This window comes from Deinococcus rhizophilus, from assembly GCF_030271215.1.
GTDB lineage: Bacteria > Deinococcota > Deinococci > Deinococcales > Deinococcaceae > Deinococcus > Deinococcus rhizophilus.
The window spans coordinates 1-19898 of record NZ_JASNGB010000038.1; the positions used below are offsets into that span (position 1 = coordinate 1).

At 70.7% G+C, this 19898-nt stretch carries 15 protein-coding genes, 3 tRNA genes and 2 pseudogenes; 11 read left to right on the forward strand and 9 right to left on the reverse strand.

Going from position 1 to position 19898, the window contains the following annotated elements:
- From QOL99_RS06285 to lon, 7 genes and pseudogenes are all read right to left on the reverse strand, one after another.
- A pseudogene (locus tag QOL99_RS06285) lies at positions 1 to 450 on the reverse strand (transglutaminaseTgpA domain-containing protein); the annotation flags it as partial.
- A complete protein-coding gene (locus QOL99_RS17950; RefSeq protein ID WP_456318846.1) occupies positions 447 to 851 on the reverse strand; it encodes a hypothetical protein in 405 nt (134 codons plus the stop codon). The pseudogene QOL99_RS06285 and the gene QOL99_RS17950, both read right to left, overlap by 4 nt.
- Positions 849 to 1556, reverse strand: a pseudogene (locus QOL99_RS17955) (AAA family ATPase); the annotation flags it as partial. The pseudogene QOL99_RS17955 and the gene QOL99_RS17950, both read right to left, overlap by 3 nt.
- A gap of 66 nt (positions 1557 to 1622) precedes the next feature.
- Positions 1623 to 2567, reverse strand: coding sequence for a cation diffusion facilitator family transporter (locus QOL99_RS06295; RefSeq protein WP_285522343.1), 945 nt, complete (start codon positions 2565 to 2567; stop codon positions 1623 to 1625).
- Positions 2568 to 2707: 140 nt separating this feature from the next.
- Positions 2708 to 2782, reverse strand: a tRNA-Asn gene (locus QOL99_RS06300).
- 99 nt (positions 2783 to 2881) lie between these two features.
- Positions 2882 to 3412, reverse strand: coding sequence for a YqgE/AlgH family protein (locus QOL99_RS06305; protein WP_285522345.1), 531 nt, complete (start codon positions 3410 to 3412; stop codon positions 2882 to 2884).
- A 96-nt stretch (positions 3413 to 3508) separates the two neighbouring features.
- Entirely contained in the window at positions 3509 to 5974 is a 2466-nt protein-coding gene (lon, locus tag QOL99_RS06310) for an endopeptidase La (RefSeq protein ID WP_285522346.1), read from the reverse strand.
- 250 nt (positions 5975 to 6224) lie between these two features.
- Here lon and QOL99_RS06315 point away from each other — a divergent pair, with 250 nt between their 5' ends.
- Complete coding sequence (locus QOL99_RS06315; RefSeq protein ID WP_285522348.1) at positions 6225 to 7298, forward strand: alpha/beta hydrolase; 1074 nt, start codon at positions 6225 to 6227, stop codon at positions 7296 to 7298.
- Here QOL99_RS06315 and QOL99_RS06320 read toward each other — a convergent pair.
- A complete protein-coding gene (locus QOL99_RS06320) occupies positions 7295 to 8437 on the reverse strand; it encodes an acyl-CoA dehydrogenase family protein (RefSeq protein ID WP_285522349.1) in 1143 nt (380 codons plus the stop codon). The two genes, QOL99_RS06315 and QOL99_RS06320, sit on opposite strands and share 4 nt — an antisense overlap.
- 116 nt (positions 8438 to 8553) lie before the next feature.
- Between QOL99_RS06320 and QOL99_RS06325 the strand changes: the two genes are divergently transcribed.
- From QOL99_RS06325 to ppk1, 9 genes are all read left to right on the forward strand, one after another.
- A tRNA-His gene (locus QOL99_RS06325) sits at positions 8554 to 8630 on the forward strand.
- Positions 8631 to 8694: 64 nt separating this feature from the next.
- Positions 8695 to 8779, forward strand: a tRNA-Leu gene (locus QOL99_RS06330).
- Positions 8780 to 9034: 255 nt separating this feature from the next.
- Complete coding sequence (gene tig, locus QOL99_RS06335) at positions 9035 to 10399, forward strand: trigger factor (protein ID WP_285522350.1); 1365 nt, start codon at positions 9035 to 9037, stop codon at positions 10397 to 10399.
- A gap of 165 nt (positions 10400 to 10564) precedes the next feature.
- The gene (locus QOL99_RS06340; RefSeq protein WP_285522351.1) at positions 10565 to 11620 is read left to right on the forward strand and encodes a beta-ketoacyl-ACP synthase III; all 1056 of its coding nucleotides are present in this window, start codon (positions 10565 to 10567) and stop codon (positions 11618 to 11620) included.
- On the forward strand, positions 11617 to 12561 hold the full coding sequence (fabD, locus tag QOL99_RS06345) for an ACP S-malonyltransferase (protein ID WP_285522352.1): 945 nt from the start codon (positions 11617 to 11619) through the stop codon (positions 12559 to 12561). Before QOL99_RS06340 ends, fabD begins: the two co-directional genes overlap by 4 nt.
- A 57-nt stretch (positions 12562 to 12618) precedes the next feature.
- Positions 12619 to 13392 carry a 3-oxoacyl-[acyl-carrier-protein] reductase gene (fabG, locus tag QOL99_RS06350; protein WP_285522353.1) on the forward strand — a complete coding sequence of 258 codons (774 nt, stop codon included), beginning with the start codon at positions 12619 to 12621 and terminating at the stop codon, positions 13390 to 13392.
- Positions 13393 to 13498: 106 nt separating this feature from the next.
- Positions 13499 to 13729 (forward strand): acyl carrier protein, encoded by a 231-nt coding sequence (gene acpP / locus QOL99_RS06355; RefSeq protein WP_152871134.1) that lies wholly within the window; start codon positions 13499 to 13501, stop codon positions 13727 to 13729.
- Between the two features lie 106 nt (positions 13730 to 13835).
- A complete protein-coding gene (fabF, locus tag QOL99_RS06360; protein ID WP_285522357.1) occupies positions 13836 to 15080 on the forward strand; it encodes a beta-ketoacyl-ACP synthase II in 1245 nt (414 codons plus the stop codon).
- A 452-nt stretch (positions 15081 to 15532) separates the two neighbouring features.
- Entirely contained in the window at positions 15533 to 17629 is a 2097-nt protein-coding gene (gene ppk1, locus QOL99_RS06365; protein WP_285522358.1) for a polyphosphate kinase 1, read from the forward strand.
- Between the two features lie 64 nt (positions 17630 to 17693).
- On the opposite strand, the gene QOL99_RS06370 is transcribed toward ppk1, so the two are convergent.
- Entirely contained in the window at positions 17694 to 17840 is a 147-nt protein-coding gene (locus tag QOL99_RS06370; protein ID WP_285522359.1) for a hypothetical protein, read from the reverse strand.
- Positions 17841 to 18543: 703 nt separating this feature from the next.
- On the opposite strand from QOL99_RS06370, the gene QOL99_RS06375 reads away from it, so the two are divergent.
- Positions 18544 to 19749 carry an AfsR/SARP family transcriptional regulator gene (locus QOL99_RS06375; protein WP_285522361.1) on the forward strand — a complete coding sequence of 402 codons (1206 nt, stop codon included), beginning with the start codon at positions 18544 to 18546 and terminating at the stop codon, positions 19747 to 19749.
- Positions 19750 to 19898 lie beyond the last annotated feature (149 nt).

Sequence of the window (19898 nt, forward strand, 5' to 3'; positions counted from 1 at the left end):
CCCCAGCGGGTCCAGCGCGGCGACGGCGGGCCGGGCCAGCTGGAGGAGGCCACGGGTCGGGGTGGGCACCGGAACGGTCAGGTCCGCCGTGCCCGCCGCTGGAACGCGCCCCATCCCCCCGGCCCCCGGCCCCAGCCGCACGAGCACGGCTCCCCCCGGTCCCCGGCTCCCCACGCGCACCGTGAACGGGGCCGTGCCCCCCGCGACCGCCGAGGCCGGAGGCGTCACTCGCCCGGACAGCGCCCGCCCCGCCCGCGTCGCCTGCGCTGCGGCGGCCACCCACACGCCCCCCAGCAGAAAGGTCACCGCGTACCCCAGCCCCAGCGAATAGTTGATGCAGCCCACCAGCGTGACGAGGGTCAGCCCCAGAAAGGCCACGCCCAACCGGGTGGGCCGCAGGGTGCCGGACGTTCGGGGCGCGGGGACCACCAGGCGCTGCGAGCCGGTCAAGGAATGGGCGTCTCGGCGATCAGGCGGGCCAGCACGTCCGGCCCTGCACTGGAGGAGGAGGCCCCCCCGCGCACCGGCAGGCGGTGGCCCGCGACACTGGGGAAGACCGCCTGCACGTCCTCCGGCAGCACCACCCTGCGCCCGGCGAGGTAGGCCCACGCCCGCGCCGCCGCCAGCAGCCCCAGCAGGGCGCGGGGGCTCAGGCCCGCCTCCAGCGCGGGGTCGTCACGGGTGGCGCGGGCGAGCACCTGCAGGTAGTCCAGCAGCGGCGGCGCGGCGTACACGGCGTCCACCTCCCGCCGCGCCGAGCGCAGGGTCTCCGTGTCCAGCACTCCCGTAAGCTCGCGCACCACGCCCCCCCGCCCCCCCNCGGGGTCGTCACGGGTGGCGCGGGCGAGCACCTGCAGGTAGTCCAGCAGCGGCGGCGCGGCGTACACGGCGTCCACCTCCCGCCGCGCCGAGCGCAGGGTCTCCGTGTCCAGCACTCCCGTAAGCTCGCGCACCACGCCCCCCCGCCCCCCCGTCTCCAGCAGGGTGCGCTCGGCACGGGCGTCGGGGTAGCCCAGCGTGACCGACATCAGGAAGCGGTCGAGTTGCGCTTCGGGCAGCGGCGACGTGCCCACGAAGGCGGCCGGGTTCTGGGTGGCGATCACGAAGAAGGGATCGGGCAGCGGCCGGGTCACGCCGCCCTCGCTGACCTGCCGCTCCTCCATCGCCTCGAGCAGCGCACTCTGGGTGCGTGGGGTGGCGCGGTTGATCTCGTCGGCGAGCAGCACCTCCGAGAAGATCGGCCCCGGCTGGTACCGGAAGACACCGCCCACCGCGTCCCAGATGCTCACGCCCAGCAGGTCGGCGGGCAGCAGGTCCGCCGTGAACTGCACCCGCCGGAAGCTCAGGCCCAGCGTGCGCGAAAGCGCGTGCGCCAGCGTGGTCTTGCCGACGCCCGGCTGGTCCTCGATCAGGAGGTGCCCCCCGGCCAGCAGGCAGGCCAGCGAGAGGCGCACCTGCCCCGGCTTGCCCAGAATCACCCCGTCGAGTTGCGCGAGTGCACGGGTCACCGCCGCCGCACTGGTGGAGGGCGGAGGGGCGGCGGGCACGCGCGTCATGCGGGCGAGTCTAGCCGCGCCCCTCTGACAGAACTGCGACATCGGGCGCGGGGACAGAGGTGGGAATCAGGTGTGCAGGTCCTCGCGCTGCTCGCACGGCTGCCCCTCCGCCCCGGGTTGCAGGGTGACGTGCCGGAGGCCGTGGCGCTCGCGCAGGACCTGCCGGGCACGGACGAGCACCTCGGCGGAGTCGGCCCCGCCTGCGACCTCCACATGCGCGGTCAGGACCGGCTGCCCCGCCGTGATCGCCCACACGTGCAGGTCATGGACGCCGCGCACCCCCGGCACGCCGCCCAGGGTGGTCCGCACCGCCCGCACGTCCAGCCCCCTGGGTGCGCCCTCCAGCAGCACATTCAGGCTGTCGAGCAGCAAGGCCCACGCGCTGCGCAGGATCAGCAGCCCGATCAGGGCACTCACGGCCGCGTCGGCCACCGTCCACCCCGTTCCCAGCACCAGCAGCGAGGCGACGATTGCCCCCACCGACCCCAGCAGGTCGCCCAGCACGTGCAGAAAGGCGCCGCGCACATTCAGGCTGTCCCGCTGCCCCCCGTGCAGGACGGCGGCACTCACGAGGTTGGCGACCAGCCCGGCCACCGCGACCGCCAGCGTGACCCCGCCCTGCACCTCGGAAGGTTCGGCGAGCCGCGTGTAGGCCTCCCACAGAATCCAGAGCGTGAGCAGCAGCAGCGCCGCCGCGTTGACAAAGGCCGCCAGAATCTCCACCCGGTGGAAGCCGTAGGTCCGCTCCGGGGTCGCCGGGCGGCGGGCAAGGCGCACCGCGAAGAGACTCAGCGCCAGCGCCGCCACGTCCGACGCCATGTGCCCCGCGTCCGAGAGCAGCGCCAGGCTGCCCGACACCAGCCCCCCGATAACCTCGACCACCATGAACGTCGCCGTGATCCCCAGCGCGATGCCCAGCCGCCGCGCGTCGGTCCCGTGCCCGTGGCTGTGCCCGTGTCCGACGTGGGCGTCGTCATGCGGATGACCGGGGGGGTGGGAGTGGGTGCGCATCGGGCCTCCGTGGGTGGGGAGACGGGGGGCAGAGCCGGAGACAGGCGAGCGCAGGCGTTCGGCGCACAGAGAGACCGCCCAGAGGGACCGCACAGAGAGACAAGAAAAAACCCCGTCCCAGAGGGAGCGGGGTTCCTGTCTGGCTCGGCAGGTAGGGGTCGAACCTACGACCATCCGATTAACAGTCGGACGCTCTGCCACTGAGCTACTGCCGAATACAGCTTACCGAGCTGGCGTGGCCGTTTCCGGCGCGAGAGGGAGAGTAACACGGACCTCGCCCTTTTGCAAGAGAAGGACGCGGGCGTTTCTGCCCTTCAGGCCTGCGCCCCGCCCGGCATGATCGTCCCCGGATTGACGCCCAGGCGGTCGAGGGCCGCCTGCCAGCGTTCCTCGGCGGGCACGTCCCAGACGAGCCCCGGCGCGTCCTGCTCGACCCACAGCCAGGTGCCCTCGCGGGCCTCTTCGGTGAGCTGGCCCGCGCTCCAGCCCGAGTAGCCCAGCAGCAGCATGTACGGCTGATCCGAGGCCATCACCGCGTGCAACACGTCCAGGCTGCTGGTCACGTACAGCCCGGGCACCAGCCGCACCTCGCCGGGCAGGTTCAGCGCTTCCCGGTACAGGCACCAGCCCACGCCCGGCTCGACGGGCCCGCCCGCCCAGGCGGTGCCTGACCCGGTGGTGGGGGCCCCCGGCAGCAGCTCGGCCACGCTCTGGGTCAGCGGCGCGTTGACCAGCAGGCCCATCGCGCCCGACCCGTCGTGTTCCAGCAGCAGGATCACGGCGCCCTCGAAGGCGCTGCCACGCAGATGGGGGCTGGCCACCAGGAACGTCAGCGGGACGGTCATGGGGCCAGGATAGAGGGACTGCAGGCAAAGCGGGCCACAACGGCGAGACCTCCCGCCGCCGGGAGGGGGAGCGGGAGGCTGGAAAGGGGAGAGGGCTTACGCGCTCGCGCCGGGGCTGCGGCGGGTCGTCTTGCGCTTGGCGGGGGGGGCGGCGACCCCGGCGGCTTCCCCTCGCGGGGTCTCCAGGGCCTTCAGGCCGCCCACCAGGGCCACGTCGAGCACCTGATCGACCGTCTCGCAGGGGTGAAAGCGCATGGAGGAGCGCAGGTGCAGCGGGATGTCGCGCAGATCGCCCTCGTTCGCCTTCGGCATGATCACGTGCTTGATCCCGGCGCGGCGGGCGCCCAGAACCTTCTCCTTCAGCCCACCGATGGGCAGGTAACGCCCGGTCAGGGTCATCTCGCCCGTCATCGCCACGTCATGCCGCACCGGGATACCACTCAGCGCGGAGATCAGCGAGGTCGCCATCGCGCCGCCCGCCGAGGGGCCTTCCTTGGGAATCGCGCCCGCCGGAACGTGGATGTGGATCTCACTGTTCTCGATGCGCTCGCGGTCGATGTGGAAGCGCTCCGCGTTGGTCTTGATGTAGGTCAGGGCGGCGCGGGCCGACTCCTTCATCACGTCCCCGAGCTGTCCGGTCAGCACCAGCCCCTTGCCGGGCATCACGCTGGTTTCCACGAACAGGATGTCGCCGCCGACGGGCGTGTAGAACATCCCGGTGGACACGCCGACCCGGTCCTCCTGCCCCTCGCTCTCGGGGATGTGCCGCGCCTGGCCGAGGTAGCGGTCGAGTTCCTTGTCGGTGACCTTGACGCGCTTGACCTCGCCCGTGGCGATGCGGCGGGCGACCTTGCGGGCCACGGTGCCGATCTCGCGCTCGAGGTTGCGCACGCCCGCTTCCCGGGTGTAGTGGCTGATCAGCCGCTCCAGCGCCGCGTCGGTGAAGCTGAGCTGGTTGGCCTTCAGGCCGTTCGCCGTGAGCTGGCGGGGCAGCAGGTAGCGCTTGGCGATCTCCAGCTTCTCCTGCTCGATATAGGAGGAGAAGTCGATGACCTCCATGCGGTCCATCAGCGCCGCCGGAATCTGCTCGGGATAGTTGGCGGTCGCGATGAACATGACTTCCGAGAGGTCGAAGGCCACCCCCATGTAGTGGTCGGTGAAGTGCTGGTTCTGCGCGGGGTCCAGGACTTCGAGCAGCGCCGCCGAGGGGTCGCCCTGGTAGCTGGTGCCCAGCTTGTCCACCTCGTCGAGCAGGATCACCGGGTTCTTGGTGCCCGCCGTGCGGATGCCCTGGATGATGCGCCCCGGCATCGCCCCGATGTAGGTGCGGCGGTGGCCCCGGATGTCCGACTCGTCGCGGGCGCCGCCCAGCGCGATGCGCACGTACTTGCGCCCCAGCGACTTGGCGATGCTCTGCGCGATGCTGGTCTTGCCCACCCCGGGAGGGCCGGTGAACACCAGAATCGGTCCCTTGTTGACCTCCTCGGCGCTGAGTTCGCCGCGCTCGGCCCGCTCACGGCGCAGCCGCCGCACAGCCAGGAACTCCAGCACGCGGTCCTTGACCTTCTCCAGCCCGTAGTGGTCCTCGTCGAGAATCCCGGCGGCCTCGGACACGTCGAGACGGTCCTCGCTGCGCACGTTCCAGGGCAGTTCGGTGACCCAGGTCAGGTAGGTGCGGATGACCGAGGCCTCGGCCGCGTCGGGGTGCATCCGGGCCAGGCGGTTCACCTCGCGGTCGATCTCCTTTTTGATCTCGGGGGCGAGCCCCAGCGCGTCGATCTTGGCGCGGAAGACCTCGGCCTCGTCGCCGTCCTCGCCGTCACCCTCGCCGCCCTGCAGCTCCTTCTGGATGACCTTCATCTGCTCGCGCAGGTAGTACTCGCGCTGGTTCTTGTCGATCTCCTCCTTGACCTGGGCGCGAATCCGGGCCTGCACCGCCTGCACCTCCTGCTCGGTGTCCAGCAGCGTCAGCACCCGGCGCACGCGGTCGGTCAGGCGGGCGGCTTCCAGCACCGCCTGCTTGTCCTCCAGCTTGAAGTCGAGGTTAAAGGCGATGTGGTCGGCCATCTCGCCGGGCTCGTCCTTGCCCTGAATGGTCTGGACGCTCTCGGCCCCGATGCGGCCCCCCGCCGCGACCGTCTCGAACTTCTCGCGCAGCTCGCGGGCCAGCGCCTGCAGCTCGACCGGATCGCCCGTCTCGGTGGGCAGTTCCTCCACGTCGGCGGTGAGGTACTCGCCCCGCCCGTAGCGGGTCACGCGGGCCCGCGACACGGCAGACACCAGCATCTGCACGGTGCCGTCGGGGTTCTTGCGCACGCGCAGCACGTTGCAGGCGGTGCCCACGTCGTACAGGTCGGCGCCCTGCGGGTCGTCCACGTCCTTGTCGCGCTGCGACACGATCAGGATGACCTTGTCGCCCGCCATCGCCGCCTCGATCGCGCCGATCGAGAGGGCACGGCTGGCGTCGATGTGCTGCACCATCGTGGGGTAGATGACGCTGCCGCGCACCGGGCACACGGGCACGTTGGCGGGCAGCGGGGTGGGTTGATTGGCAGTGGGCATGAAGGCTCCTTTGTAACGCCCGAGATGACTCTGGAAGGGGGTTGCTGGCGAGGGTGTTGCCAGGAAACTTGAGTGCAACTATATCAACTTTCGGGGAAGGGGGCAAGCCCTGAACTGCCGGGGCGGAACCGGGCTCAAGCCCGTCCACCACGCTGAAATCCTGCGCCCGCCCGCCTGACAGCGGCCTCACGGGGAGCTGAAGCGGCCTTCATGGGAAGTGTGGGCATACGGTGTGGGCATACTGGGGGCCATGCCCCGCGTCCTGTTCCGGCTGTCTGCCCCGCCTCCCGTGCCGGGGGCCACCCTGTTCCTGACCGGGACCCACCGGGGCTGGAGCGACGGGGTGGAGGGCTGGACCTTCGGCCCAGACGGGGTGCTCGCCGCCGAGTTGCCCCCGGGCGCCCTGCTGAACGTGAAGGTGCGGGCGCTGGCACCGGACGGCACCGTCACCGAGGAGGGGGACGCCTGGGGAGGCCGCGCCCCCGCCCACCGGCTCGTCGTGCGCGGGGACACCACCCTCGACCTGCCGGTGGCAGGCTGGCAGGACGGACGGGCGGGCCGGGAGCGCCCCACCCGCAGCGCCCCCCCGCAGGGGACGCTCATGCTCGCGGCCCCCTGGGGCGAGCAACCCGTGCGGTTGTGGTCGCCAGGGGACGTGGAGGGCGACCTGCCGCTGCTGATCCTGCACGACGGCCAGAATGTCTTTGACGAGGGACCCTCTTTTGCGGGCGAGAGCTGGGACGCGGCGGGGGCGGCGCAGGCGCTGGCCGACGCGGGCTTCCCCTGCCGCCTCGCCGCCCTCCCCGTGAACGAGGACCGCAGCCGCCGCTACGTGCCCTTCGCCTTCGAGCTGAACAGCTTCGAGTCCGGCGCGGACGGGTACGCCGACTGGCTGCGGGACGCGCTGCTGCCGCATCTGCGCGGGCGGTTCGGCCCCGTGCCGCCGCAGCGGGTGGCGCTGGCTGGCTCCTCCTTCGGCGGGCTGATCACCGCCTACGCGGGCCTGCGTGACCCCGGCACCTACGGCACCCTCGGCGTGTTCAGCCCCGCGATCTGGCCCGCCGACCACGCCTTCCTGCGCTGGCTGGAAGGCCGCGCCGACGCCCAGGCCCGCGTGTGGCTTGACATGGGCGACCACGAGGGCGACACCCTGGAAAGCGCCGCTGCCCTCGTCACCCTGACCCACGACCTCGCCGCCCGGCTGCGCCCGAGGGTGGCCGGGGTCCACCTCACCATCGGCGAGGGCCACTGGCACGATGAACCCGCGTGGCGGGAACGCCTCCCCGGGTTCCTGCGCTGGTGGCTGACCGGACTCCAGGGTTAGGCCAGCACATCCCGCGCGATGATCAGCTTCTGAATCTCGCTGGTGCCCTCGTAAATCCGCAACAGCCGCTGGTCGCGGTAGTAGCGTTCCACGGGCGAGTCCTTCATGTAGCCCATGCCCCCGGCGACCTGCACGGCCTTGTCGGCCACCTGCGAGAGCATCTCGGTCGCGTGCAGCTTGGCGACGGACGCCATGCGGCGCACGTCCTGCCCCTCGTCCACCATCCAGGCGACCTTCTGCCACAGCAGGCGCGAGGTCTGGATGGCAACCTCCATCTCGGCCAGCATGAACTGCACGGCCTGAAACTCGGCGATGGGTTGCCCGAACTGCTCGCGCGTCTTGGCGTGCGCCACCGAGAGGTCGAGCAGCCGCTGCATCGCGCCCGTGGACCGCGCGGCGATGCCGACCCGCCCATTGGTCAGGATGCCCAGCGCCTCGCGGTAGCCCAGGTGCTCGGGGCCGAGGAGGTTGGCAGCCGGAATCTCGGCGTCCTCGAACATCACCTCGGCCGAGAGCGCCCCCTTCTGCCCCATCTTCTCGTCGATCTTGCCGATGGTGACGCCCGGCGTGCCCTGCGGCTCGACCAGAAAGGCACTCATGCCGCGCGTGCCCCGGCTGGGGTCCGTCACCGCGATGACCGTGAGCAGCCCGGCAATGGGTGCGTTGGAGATGTAGTGCTTGGTGCCGTTCAGCACGTACACGTCGCCCCGGCGCTCGGCCTTCGTGCGGATGTTCGCCGCGTCCGACCCGCTGCTGGGCTCGGTGATGGCGAAGCCCGCGATGCACTCGCCGCTCGCCATGCGCGGCAGAAAATGTTGCTTCTGCTCCTCGTTGCCGAGCTTGACCAGCCCGCTGGTGCCGATGCTGGCGTGGGCGCTGATCACCCCGCCGAAGCCCATATGCCCCTGCCCCATCGCCTCGTACACGGCGCAGCGGCCCAGGGCGCCCAGGCCCACGCCGCCGTATTCCTCGGGAATGCTCAGGCCGAAGAGCCCCAGCTCGGCGGCCCCGCGCATCAGCTCGGGCGGCACCTGGTTGGTGTCCTCGATCTCGCGGGCACGCGGCTCGACCACGCCCAGCATGAAGTCACGGACGGTCGCCTGCATGTCCCGCAGGTCCTCGGGCAGGGTGAAGTTCATAGGTACCAGACAGGCTAGCGCCTGCGGGCGGCCCGGCCCACAGGTCGGGGGCGCAGATTGACATCCCGCCCGGCGCCGCCTAAGCTGTGTGGGCCTGCGAAAGCGGCGCGTGCGTGGTGGGTTTAGCTCAGTTGGTTAGAGCGCCGCTCTGTGGAAGCGGAGGCCGGGGGTTCAAATCCCCTAATCCACCCCACCCCCCCGGGAGCTGCCCAGCGTGGCTCCCGGGGTTTTTCCTTTTGACAGCGTGTTGACCGCGTGCGGGGATGGCGGAACTGGTAGACGCACCAGACTTAGGATCTGGCGGGGCAACCCTTGGGAGTTCAAGTCTCCTTCCTCGCACCAACAGGCGACCTTCCCCTGCTTCGGCGGGGGATTTTGCTGCAGCCTGGCCTGCCTGTGGCCGCCCCCCGGACCCTCGCGCGGAAGGGGCGGGAGGCTCTATGATGCACGGCGGCATGTCGCGTGCCCGGACCGCGCCGCAGTTTCAGCGGGGCGCACGTGGCCGCAGGCACACACGAGGAGCGCCGATCCCTCCAGGGCCCATGCGGGTAAACCCCCGCAGTGCTGGGAGGCAGGCGGCCAAGCAGAGGAGACGCAATGGCAGAGCTGATCAGCAAGGAAGGCAACAAGGTGCAGTTTCAGGTGGCGGTGCCCGCCGCTGAAGTCAACCGCGCTTACGAACAGGTGTGGGCGGGCCTCGCGCGGGATGTGCGCGTGCCCGGCTTCCGTCCCGGCAAGGCGCCCCGCAAGGTGCTCGAAGGCCGTGTGGGCAAGGGCTACGTCGAGCAGGAAGTGCGTGACCGCCTGCTCCAGAGCCACTACCCGCAGGCCGCCCGCGAGCTGAAGCTCAACCTCGTCGACGCGCAGATCGACCCCGGCACCCTCCAGAACGGCCAGGGCTTTTCGTTCACGGTGCGCGGCGAGACGTACCCCGAAGTCACCCTGGGGGACTGGAAGGCGGCCCAGCTCACGGCAGCGGCCCCCGAGATCACCGACGACGTGCTGGAGCGCACCCTCTCGGACCTGCAGGAGCGCAACGCGACCTTCCAGAGCGTGGAGCGTCCCATCGAGGCGACCGACCAGGTCACCATCGAGGAACTCGGGGACGGCGAGGGCGGCAGCTACCCCGTCTACCTCGACGTGGCCGAGCCGCACGTGCGCGATGCCCTGATCGGCAAGAACGTGGGCGACGAGGTCGAGATCACCGTGCCCGCCCACCAACACGGCGACCACGAGCACCCCGAGCACACCGTCCGCGTGCGGGTGCAGGGCGTGCAGACCAAGCAGCTGCAGGAACTGGGCGATGAGTTCGCCAAGTCGCTGAACTTCGAGTCGCTCGAGCGCCTGCGCACCGACCTGAGGGGCGAGCTGGAGCGCCGCGCCCGCCAGGAAGGGGACGCCGCCCGCCGCGAGGAGTTCACCCAGCACCTCGTTTCCGGGATGCAGGCCGAGATTCCCCAGGCGCTGCTCGACCGCCGCCGCGACGCGATGCTCGAGGAGATCAAGGACGACCTCGGGCGCCAGGGCGTCAAGTGGGGCGAGTACGAGACCTTCATGCAGGAGCAGGGCAAACTCGACGAGTTTCTAGCGGACCTCGCTAAGAACGCCGAGAGCCGCGTCCGGCGTGACCTCGCCCTCGAGCGCCTCGCCGAGGAGCTGAACGTGCAGGTCAGCGACGCCGAGTTCAGCCAGACCATGACCGCGCTCGCGCAGGCCAACAACCTGACCCCCCAGCAGCTGCAGAGCCAGCTCGGGCCCAACGGCCTGAACGCCTACTACATCAGCATGGTGCGCGAGCGCGGCCTGCAGCAGGCCCTGTCCGGACTGACGGCGGGCGAGTCGGCCCAGGCCGGGGGCGAGGAGAAGGCCACGGCCAGCGAGGACACCCAGACTGGTGGCGAGGGCGCGACCCAGACCGACGGGGCGGGCGCGGCCGAGGGCCAGACCGAGAAGTCCGAGTAACACCTCAACCGTGGAAGAGGGGCGTCTCCGTGAGGGGCGCCTTTTTTCTGTGCTTCGCAGCCGCGCCGGGATTGCCCCCCGCGTTCCGGCTGGCCCCCCTTGAACCGCGTCCAGAGTCGTGGGCTATTCATTGAACAGCTGTTCAATGAATGCTAGCGTCGGTGCATGACGACAGCTTCCGGGGCCAGCCCCACCCGTCCTCCCCTGGGCATCACGGCGCTGGGGGCCTACGCACCCGCGCGGGTGATCAGCAATGCCGATTTCGAGGCGCGGCTGGAGACCAACGCCGAGTGGATCGAGAGCCGCACCGGCATTCGCGAGCGCCGTTTCGCCGCCGAGGACGAGTTCACCTCGGACGTGGGGGTGGGGGCGGTGCGCGACCTGCTCGCGCGTGACCCGGACGCCCTGAGCGAGGTGGACGCCGTGATCTGCGCGACCGTCAGCCCCGACGCGCTGATGCCCTCGACCGCCGCCCTGATCGCCATGCAGGTTGGGCTGACCGGGGTCGCCGCCTTCGACCTCTCGACGGCCTGCAGCGGCTTCGTGTACGGCCTGAGCGTGGCGCAGGGGCTGATTCTGGCGGGCACGGCGCGGCGGGTGCTCGTGGTCGGCGCCGAGGCCCTCTCCAAGGTGGTGGATCAGGACGACCGCAACACGGCCATCCTCTTCGGGGACGGGGCGGGCGCGGCGGTGGTGGGGCCGGTGCCCCAGGGCTACGGCTTTCAGCAGTTCGTGCTGGGAGCGGACGGGGCGGGAGGATCGAGCCTCTATATCCGCTGCGCCGCCACCAAGCTGCCCGGCGGCTTCGAGATGGCCCCCGGCGTCGGCATGAACGGCCGCGAGGTCTTCAAGTTCGCCGTGCGCGTGCTGGGCGACAGCGGCAACGAGGTGCTCGCCAAGACGGGCCTCACGAGCCGCGACGTGGACTGGGTCGTGCCGCACCAGGCCAACATCCGCATCATCGAGGCCGCCAACGAACGCTTCGGGGTGCCCATGTCGAGAACGGTCGTGAACGTGGACCGCTACGGCAACACGTCGAGCGCGACCGTGCCGCTGGCGCTGCGCGAGGCGCTGGACGACGGCCGGATTCAGGAGGGCCACCAGCTGCTGCTCGTCGCCTTCGGGGGTGGCCTGAGCTGGGCCGCCGGGACGATGCGCTGGTGGGCCGGGACTCCCAGCCTGCAGCCCCGCGCCGCCGCTGCCGCCGAGGTGCCCGCGTGAAGACCGCCGCCCCCACCCTGGCGGCACTGTTTCCCGGCCAGGGCTCGCACGCGGTCGGCATGGGCGCGGACCTCGCCGCCGCCTTTCCGGAAGCCGGGGCCGTCTACGCAGAAGCCGAGGACACCCTGCCCGGCCTGCGCGGTCTGATCGAGACGGGACCGCCCGAAGACCTCACCCTCACGGCCAACCAGCAACCCGCGCTTGTGGCCGCGTCGGTCGCCGCGTTCCGGGCGTGGCAGGCGCAGACGGGGCTGACCCCGGCCTTCGCGGCGGGGCACTCGCTGGGCGAGTATTCGGCGCTGGTCGCGGCCGGGACATTGCGCCTCGCGGACGCCCTGCGCCTGACCCGGCGGCGCGGCGAGCTGATGCAGCAGGCCGTCCCCGTCGGGGTCGGGGCGATGAGCGCCGTGATGGGCGACCCGGACGTGGTGCGCGAGGTCTGTGCGTTGGCCCCCGGCATCGTCCAGCCCGCCAACTACAACGCGCCGACCCAGACGGTCATCTCCGGTGAGAAGGCCGCCGTGGACGCCGCCGCCGCCGAACTCCGGGCGCGGGGGCTCAAGGCCATTCCCCTCAGGGTGAGTGCGCCCTTCCACTGCGACCTGATGGCCCCGGCGCGGGAAGGGCTGACGCCCGATCTGCACGCCGCCGCCTTCGGACCGCTCGCCTTTCCGGTGTACGCCAACGTGACCGCCGAACCCAACACCGACCCCGCTGCCCTGCCCGACCTCCTTGCCCGCCAGATCACCGGGAGCGTGCGCTGGGCCGAGACGATCCGGGCGCTGGCTGACGCCGGGGCCGAGGTCTTCGTGGAGTTCGGCCCCGGCACGGTGCTGACCGGGCTGGTAAAACGCATCCTGCCCGACGCCCGGACGCTGAACGTGGGCACGGCGGAGCAGGTGCGGGGCTTTGGGCTCCCCACGACCAGCCCCCAGCTTTAACCCTCTTCGGCTGGCCGCCGGACGCTGGCGGCCAGCCGCTTGCCTGCAAGGACTTCCATGACCCAACCTGAACCCCACCCCCAGCCCACTTCCTCCCAGCGCGTCGCCCTCGTGACCGGCTCCAGCCGGGGCCTGGGCCGCGCGATGGCCCTCTCGCTCGCTCAGGCGGGCTTCGGCGTGGCCGTCCACTACGGCCGCAACCAGGCGGAGGCCGAGAAGGTCGCCGGGGAGATTCGCGCCCTCGGTGTGCCCGTGCAGGTCTTCGGAGCCGACCTCTCCACGCCCGCCCACGCCAGCACGCTGGTCGAGGACGTGATCGGGGCGATGGGCCGCCTCGACGTGCTCGTCAACAACGCCGGAATCACCCGCGACACCCTCGCCATCCGCATGAAGGACGAGGACTGGCAGGCCGTCCTGGACACCAACCTCGGCAGCGCCTTTGCCGCCAGCCGCGCCGCCATCAAGCACATGATGCGGGCGCGGGCCGGGCGGATCATCAACATCGCCTCGGTCGTGGGGCTGATGGGCAACCCCGGTCAGGCCAACTACGTTGCCAGCAAGGCGGGCCTGATCGGGCTCACCAAGGCGCTCGCCAAGGAGTACGGCGGGCGCGGGATCACCGTGAACGCGGTCGCCCCCGGCTTTATCGAGTCGGACATGACCGCCGGACTGCCGGAGGACGTGCAGAAGACGTACCTGGGGGGTATCCCGCTGGGGCGCTTCGGTCGGCCGGAGGAAGTGGCCGCCCTGGTCGCCTTTCTCGCCTCCGACGCCGCCGGGTACGTCACCGGGCAGGTCATCGGGGTGGACGGGGGGCTGTACCCGCACTGACCGGGCGCCGGGCGGCCCGGATTGAACCCCGTTCAAGCATCTCGGCACAGTTGGGGAGCGCGTGTACACTGGCGCGAGACTTTCAGCATCAAGGAGGACAGCAAGCATGGCGACATTTGAAGACGTGAAAGACGTGATCGTCGAGAAACTCGGCGTGGACGCGGACAAGGTGACCCCCGAAGCCCGGTTCGTCGAGGACCTCGGCGCCGACAGCCTGGAGACGGTGGAGCTGATCATGGGGCTCGAGGACCGCTTCGGCATCACCATCAGCGACGAGGACGCCGAGCAGATTCGCACGGTGCAGGCGGCCATCGACTACATCGGCTCGCAGCAGTAAGCGCGGGCAGGGGGGCCGGGGAAGGCGTGCGGGAAACCGTGGCCCTGCCCGGCCCTCCGCTTGACCCCCACCGGGCTTGACCCCGGGGGAGGGGAAAGGAGGCAGCATGAGCGTGACAGGACTCAGGCGCGTGGCAGTCACCGGGCTCGGCCCCGTGACGCCCATCGGGACGGGGGCCGCAGCCTTCGCCGAGGCGCAGCGGGCGGGCCGCAGCGGGATCAGCACCATCACCCACTTCGACCCCTCGGACGTGGCGAGCAAGATCGCGGGGCAGGTGGACGACGACCTCTCGGCCTTTGTGGACCCCAGGGAAGCCCGCAAGCTCGACCGCTACGTGCAGCTCGCGCTCGCCGCGGCCGAACTCGCCGTGCGTGACAGCGGGCTGACCGGGGAGGAACTGCGCGGCGAGCGCACGGGCGCGGTGATCGGCTCGGGGATCGGCGGGGTCAAGACCTTCGAGGATCAGGCGGGCGTGCTGCACTCGCGCGGGCCGGGGCGCATCAGCCCGATGTTCATCCCGATGATGATCGCCAACATGGCGACCGGGCACGTCGCCATGCGCTACGGGGCCACGGGTCCCAGCAGCACGGTGGTCACCGCCTGCGCGACCGGCACGGGCTCGGTGGGCGACGCGGCCCGCTACATCCAGCTCGGCCTCGCGGACGTGATGCTCGCGGGCGGCACCGAGGCTGCCGTCACGCCCATCGCCGTCGGCGGTTTTGCCAACATGAAGGCGCTGTCTACCCGCAACGACGCCCCGCAGGAGGCCAGCCGTCCCTTTTCCGCCTCGCGCGACGGCTTCGTGCTGGGCGAGGGCGCGGGCGTGGTCGTGCTGGAGGAGTACGAGAAGGCCAAGGCCCGTGGTGCGACCATCTACGCCGAGATCGTGGGCTACGGCACCAGCGCCGACGCGCACCACATCACCCTCCCGGCTCCCGAGGGGCGCGGCGCCCAGGTCGCCATGCGGATGGCCCTCGCCACGGCGGGCGTGAATCCCGAGCAGGTGGGGTATGTCAACGCGCACGGCACCAGCACCCACTTCAACGACCTGCACGAGACGCAGGGCATCAAGCACGTCTTCGGCGCCCACGCGCACGAGCTGGCGGTCAGCTCCACCAAGTCGATGACCGGGCACCTGCTGGGCGCGGCGGGCGCGGTGGAGGCCATCGCGGTCGCGCAGGCCCTGCACGACGGCATCCTGCCGCCCACCATCAACCTCACCGATCCCGACCCGCTGCTGGACCTCGACTACATCCCGGAAGGCGCACGGGAGCAGCAGGTGGAATACGTCCTGAGCAACTCCTTCGCCTTTGGCGGGCAGAACGCGGCGCTGCTGTTCCGGCGGGCGTAAACGCGGCCTAGAGCATTTGCCATAAGAATGCGGTGGGTTTCCGCATGCGTTGGCCGAGCGGACTTGCACAGCTGCGCAGCAGAGCGAGCGAATTGAAGAAGAGCCTTGGGCATTCGGGGAGGCACCTGGGGCGCCCTTCCCCGGGGGCCGTCATTCTGTCAAATGCTCTAAGCATGCCTGGGCGCCAGGTTCGGCCCTCCGCTGAGACGGCTTCCGGTTGAACGGTGACCAGAACTGTTCACTCCGAGCGGACTTGCAAAGCTGCGGAGCAGAGCGGGCAGGAACAGAACGGTTGCCGGGAAAGGAGGTCTCAAATCGGCACACTCCCGGTTTGAGAACGGATTGGACGGAAACCGTGTGAGACAATAGGGACCTGGCCCCGCGCTGGGTCCCGTCGCCGTTTTCGCCTCCCCACTTCCCCGAGGTTGCCCGCTGTGTCAGCTCCCAGACCCGTGTCCACCCGCCCTGCCGCGTCCCGCCCGCGCCGCCGCCCCGCCCGTGGAGAGGCGGCGCAGGACGGGCGCACCTTCAGCACGGTCGCCAATTCCGACAGTCCCCTGCTCAACCGGGAGCTGTCGTGGCTGGCGTTCAATGCGCGGGTGCTGGCCGAGGCGCGGGACGAGCGCAATCCGCCGCTGGAGCGGCTGCGCTACGCGGCGATCTGCGGCAGCAACCTCGACGAGTTCTTCATGGTGCGGGTGGCGGGCGTGCACCGCCAGATCGCGGCGGGAGTCAAGACGCCCGGCCCCGACGGGCTGCTGCCCCGACAGACGCTGGACCTCGTGCGCGAGCGGACCCACGACATGCTGCGCCAGATCGAGCAGGCGGCCCGGCGCACCCTCGACGACCTCGCGCGGGAGGGGGTGCGCTTCTCGCGCATCGCGGACCTGGGCAAGCGGGCGCGGGCGGCGCTGCGGGAAAAGTACCTCGCGGAGATTCAGCCGGTGCTGACGCCGCTGGTCGTGGACCCCAGCCACCCCTTTCCGTACCTCAGCAACCTCAGCCTCAACCTCGCCGTGCTGCTGGGCGGGGGTGAGGGCGAGGAACCCGACTTCGCGCGGGTCAAAGTGCCGGTGGGCGTGCTGCCGCGCGTGGTGGCGGTGGGGGGGCGCCTCGTGCTGCTTGAGGACGTGATCGCCGCGCATCTCGGGGACCTGTTCAAGGGGCGCACGGTCCTGGCCGCCCATCCCTTCCGGGTCACCCGCAACACCGACTACGAGTTCGAGGAGGAGGAGGCCGAAGACCTGCTCGCCACCATCGAGGACGGGCTGCGGCGGCGGCGGTTCGGGTCGGCGGTGCGGCTGGAGGTGGGGCACGGGATGCCCGAGCCTCTGGTCACCTTCTTGCAGGAGCGGCTGCGGCTGGCCCCCGAGGACATCTTCCGGCTGGAGGGGCTGCTGGGCACGGCGGACCTGATGAGCCTGCCGGTCGACCGCCCGGACCTCGCCTTCCCGCCCCACGTTCCGGCCGTGCCCGACCTCGGCGACGAGGAGGAAGGCGGCATCTTCGACGTGCTCGGCGCGGGTGACGTGCTGCTGCACCATCCCTACGACGGCTTCGAGGGGGTGCTCGCCTACCTGGAGGAAGCGGCCGCCGACCCACGGGTGCTGGCGATCAAGCAGACCCTCTACCGCACCGGGGACGACCCCCGGCTGCTGGGGGCGCTGCGCAAGGCCGCCGAGAACGGCAAGCAGGTCGTCGCGCTGATCGAACTCAAGGCCCGCTTCGACGAGCAGCGCAACATCTCCTGGGCCAGAAAGCTGGAGCGGGCCGGGGCGCACGTGGTCTACGGGGTCGCCGGACTCAAGACCCACGGCAAGGTCACGCTGGTCGTGCGCCGGGAGGAGGAGGGCCTGCGCCGTTACGTCCACATCGGCACCGGGAACTACAACCCCAAGACGGCCCGGCTGTACACCGACCTCAGCCTGCTCACGGCCCACGCGGGGCTGGGGGCCGACGTGTCCGAGCTGTTCAACCACCTCACCGGGTACGCGGAGGCGACCTACGCCCACCTGCTCGTCGCGCCCGATACCGCCCGCTCCGGTCTGGTGGCCCTGATCGACCGCGAGATCGCCCACGCCGGAGCCGGGCACGACGCCTGGGTGCGGGTCAAGGTCAACTCGCTCACCGATCCCGGCATGATCAAGGCGCTGTACCGGGCTTCAGCGGCGGGCGTGCGCGTCGAGCTGATCGTGCGGGGCGTGTGCTGCCTGCGCCCCGGAGTCCCCGGCCTCTCGGAGAACATCCGGGTCCGCAGCCTGCTGGGGCGGTTTCTGGAACACGCCCGCGTCTTCGCCTTCGGGGGCGCCGGAAGCCCCGAGGTCTACTTCGGCAGCGCCGACTGGATGAGCCGCAACCTCGACCGCCGCGTCGAGGTGATCGCCCCGGTCCTCGACGCGGCCCACTGCGACCGGTTCCTGCGGATGCTGGCGACCGAGTGGGCCGACCAGCGCGGCTCCTGGGAGCTGAACGTGGAGGGCATGTACGAGAAGCTGCCGGGCGATTTCAGCGCCCAGCGGGCTTTCGCGGAGGCGCGGCACCCGGAGTAGGAGAAGGGAGAAAAGGGAACGGACGCCTCCGGGGTGGGGGCGTCCGTAAGGGTTTTGAGAGAGGTCAGGCGACACCATAGTCGTCAGCGCCCTGAGGAGCGGACTGCTGAATCGGCTTGGCCACGCCGTAGTCGTTTGCCCCCGCCTGGGCGACCGAGATGCCGAGAGCTGCCAGAACCGCCAGGACCTTCATGATTTTTTTCAGGGACATGGCGGTATTGTAACCACAAACGATGACTTTAGATGTGGAGCACTTCTCAGACCTCCAGGCACACTTCGATGCTGGGCGTTATGACGCCGTCATCGCGTACCTGACCGACTTCCCACCAACGACCCCTGAGGGGTGGCGGCTCCTGGGCATGTCTTACCTCTGGAGTCGGCGTCTCCCCGAAGCAGAACTGCCGCTCATGCGAGCTGCCGAATTAGGGAATCAGGAGGCAAGGGTTGAGTACGGCAACCTTTTGCGCCTCCAGGGTCGTTTTCCCGAAGCTATCCGTCATTTTGGGCAGATCACATCGAGTCTGACGGGCGAACTGGCTTTACGAGCGCAACGATGGTGGGGCACGGCCGAGTTCCAATCTGGCCACATGGCTGAAGGGCTGGAGCGCTGCGAGAGTGCCTGGCGCGGCTATATGGCGTTGGGTGATGATGAACGCATCGGGCGTGTGACCCAGACGGTCGCGCAAATGTTGGTCAAAGTCGGGGAAATGACTCGCGCTCAGCATCTCTACCAGGAAGCTCTAAGGCTTCTTCCCACAGACCGGACCCCGGTGGCCCGCCTCTCCACGCTGACGGGGCTGGCGAATGTCCAGGTTTTGACGGGCGATTTTCGCGGCGCCAGAGCGACTATTGCCCAGGCACATGAGGCGTTGGGTCAGACAGATGCTGCGACCCCCCGCGCTTACCTCCTTACCGTGGAAGCCGATCTTCACCGCCTGACCGGGGACCACGCCGCGCACCTGCAAGCACTCGAAGAGTTGCGGGCCATTGTCGAGACCACCCGCGACTTCGAGCTGTTGACGTGGACGGCGACCCGGATGGCCGACCTGTACAGCCGTCAGGGACAGCACGCGCGGGCGCTGGAGGTGCTGCTGGACCTCGCGCCGGACGCGACGCACCCGGCGGTGACCAAGACGCGGGGCATCCTGCTGGGGCGGCGGCAGCACCACGCGCAGGCCGCCGAGCACCTGACGCGGGCGCTGGAATCGCAGACGCTGGGCGAGGGGCAGCGGGTGCGGGCGCTGCTGCATCTGGCCGAGGCGCAGTCGGGGCTGGGGCAGGCGGGGGAAAGCCTGCGGACCTTCCGCGAGGCACTGACCGCCCTGATCGCCGCCCGTGACCGGATGCTCTACCGCCCCGACCTGCACGAACTCGCCAACCTCGTGCAGCGGGCGCTGCTGGACCCCGACCTCGCGCCCGACACGCAACTGGTGCTGGAAAAGCTCAACGTGCCGGGCAGCGAGACGCCCGTCTCCGGGGCGCTGCACCTGCGGGTCCACACCCTGGGCCGCTCGGAGATCGAGCGCGGAGGCGAGACGATCACGCTGAGTCTGGAAGGGGGGGTGCTCACGCTGGTGTATCTGGCCCTGAATCCGGGCCGCACCCGCCGCGAACTGGAGGCGACCCTCTACCCCGACCGCGATCCCAAGACGGCGGGGGACTACTTCCGGGCGGTGTTCCGCGAGTTGCGGGTGCGGCTGGGGGCCGAGGTGCTCACGATGGAGGGCAGCGCCAAGCAGCCGCGCTACAGCCTGGGGCCGGACGTGCATGTGCATCTGGACGTGACCGAGCTGCGGGCGGCGCTGGCGGCGGGGGACCTCGCGCAGGCGCTGGCGCTGTACCGGGGGCCCTTCCTGTCAGGGCTGCGGATGGAGAGCGAGTGGGCCGACGAGGTCCGCGAGGAACTGCGCCTGCTGCTCACGATGGAGGTCCGCACCCGCGCCTTGCAGGCCCGCGAGGAAGGCGACCTGCGCCGCGCCCTGCTGCTGACCAGCGAGTTCCTGCGCATCGACCCCTACGACCTGCCCATGCTGGAGGCCCGCGTGGAGATCGCGCGGGAGGTCGCGCCCCCGCAGGAACTGGCCCGCTACGTGGTGGAACTGCACCGCATGAAGCCCTGAGCGGCGGCCATGCCCCCCGACGACCGCCCCTTCCTGAACCCGCCCAATCCGGACGCCGCCGCGCCCGCCGGGGAGGTGCCCCCGGCCCTCTTCGACCTCGCCGTGAACCGGGCGGACGCGGCGCTGCGCGGCCTGCGCCCCGGCGACCC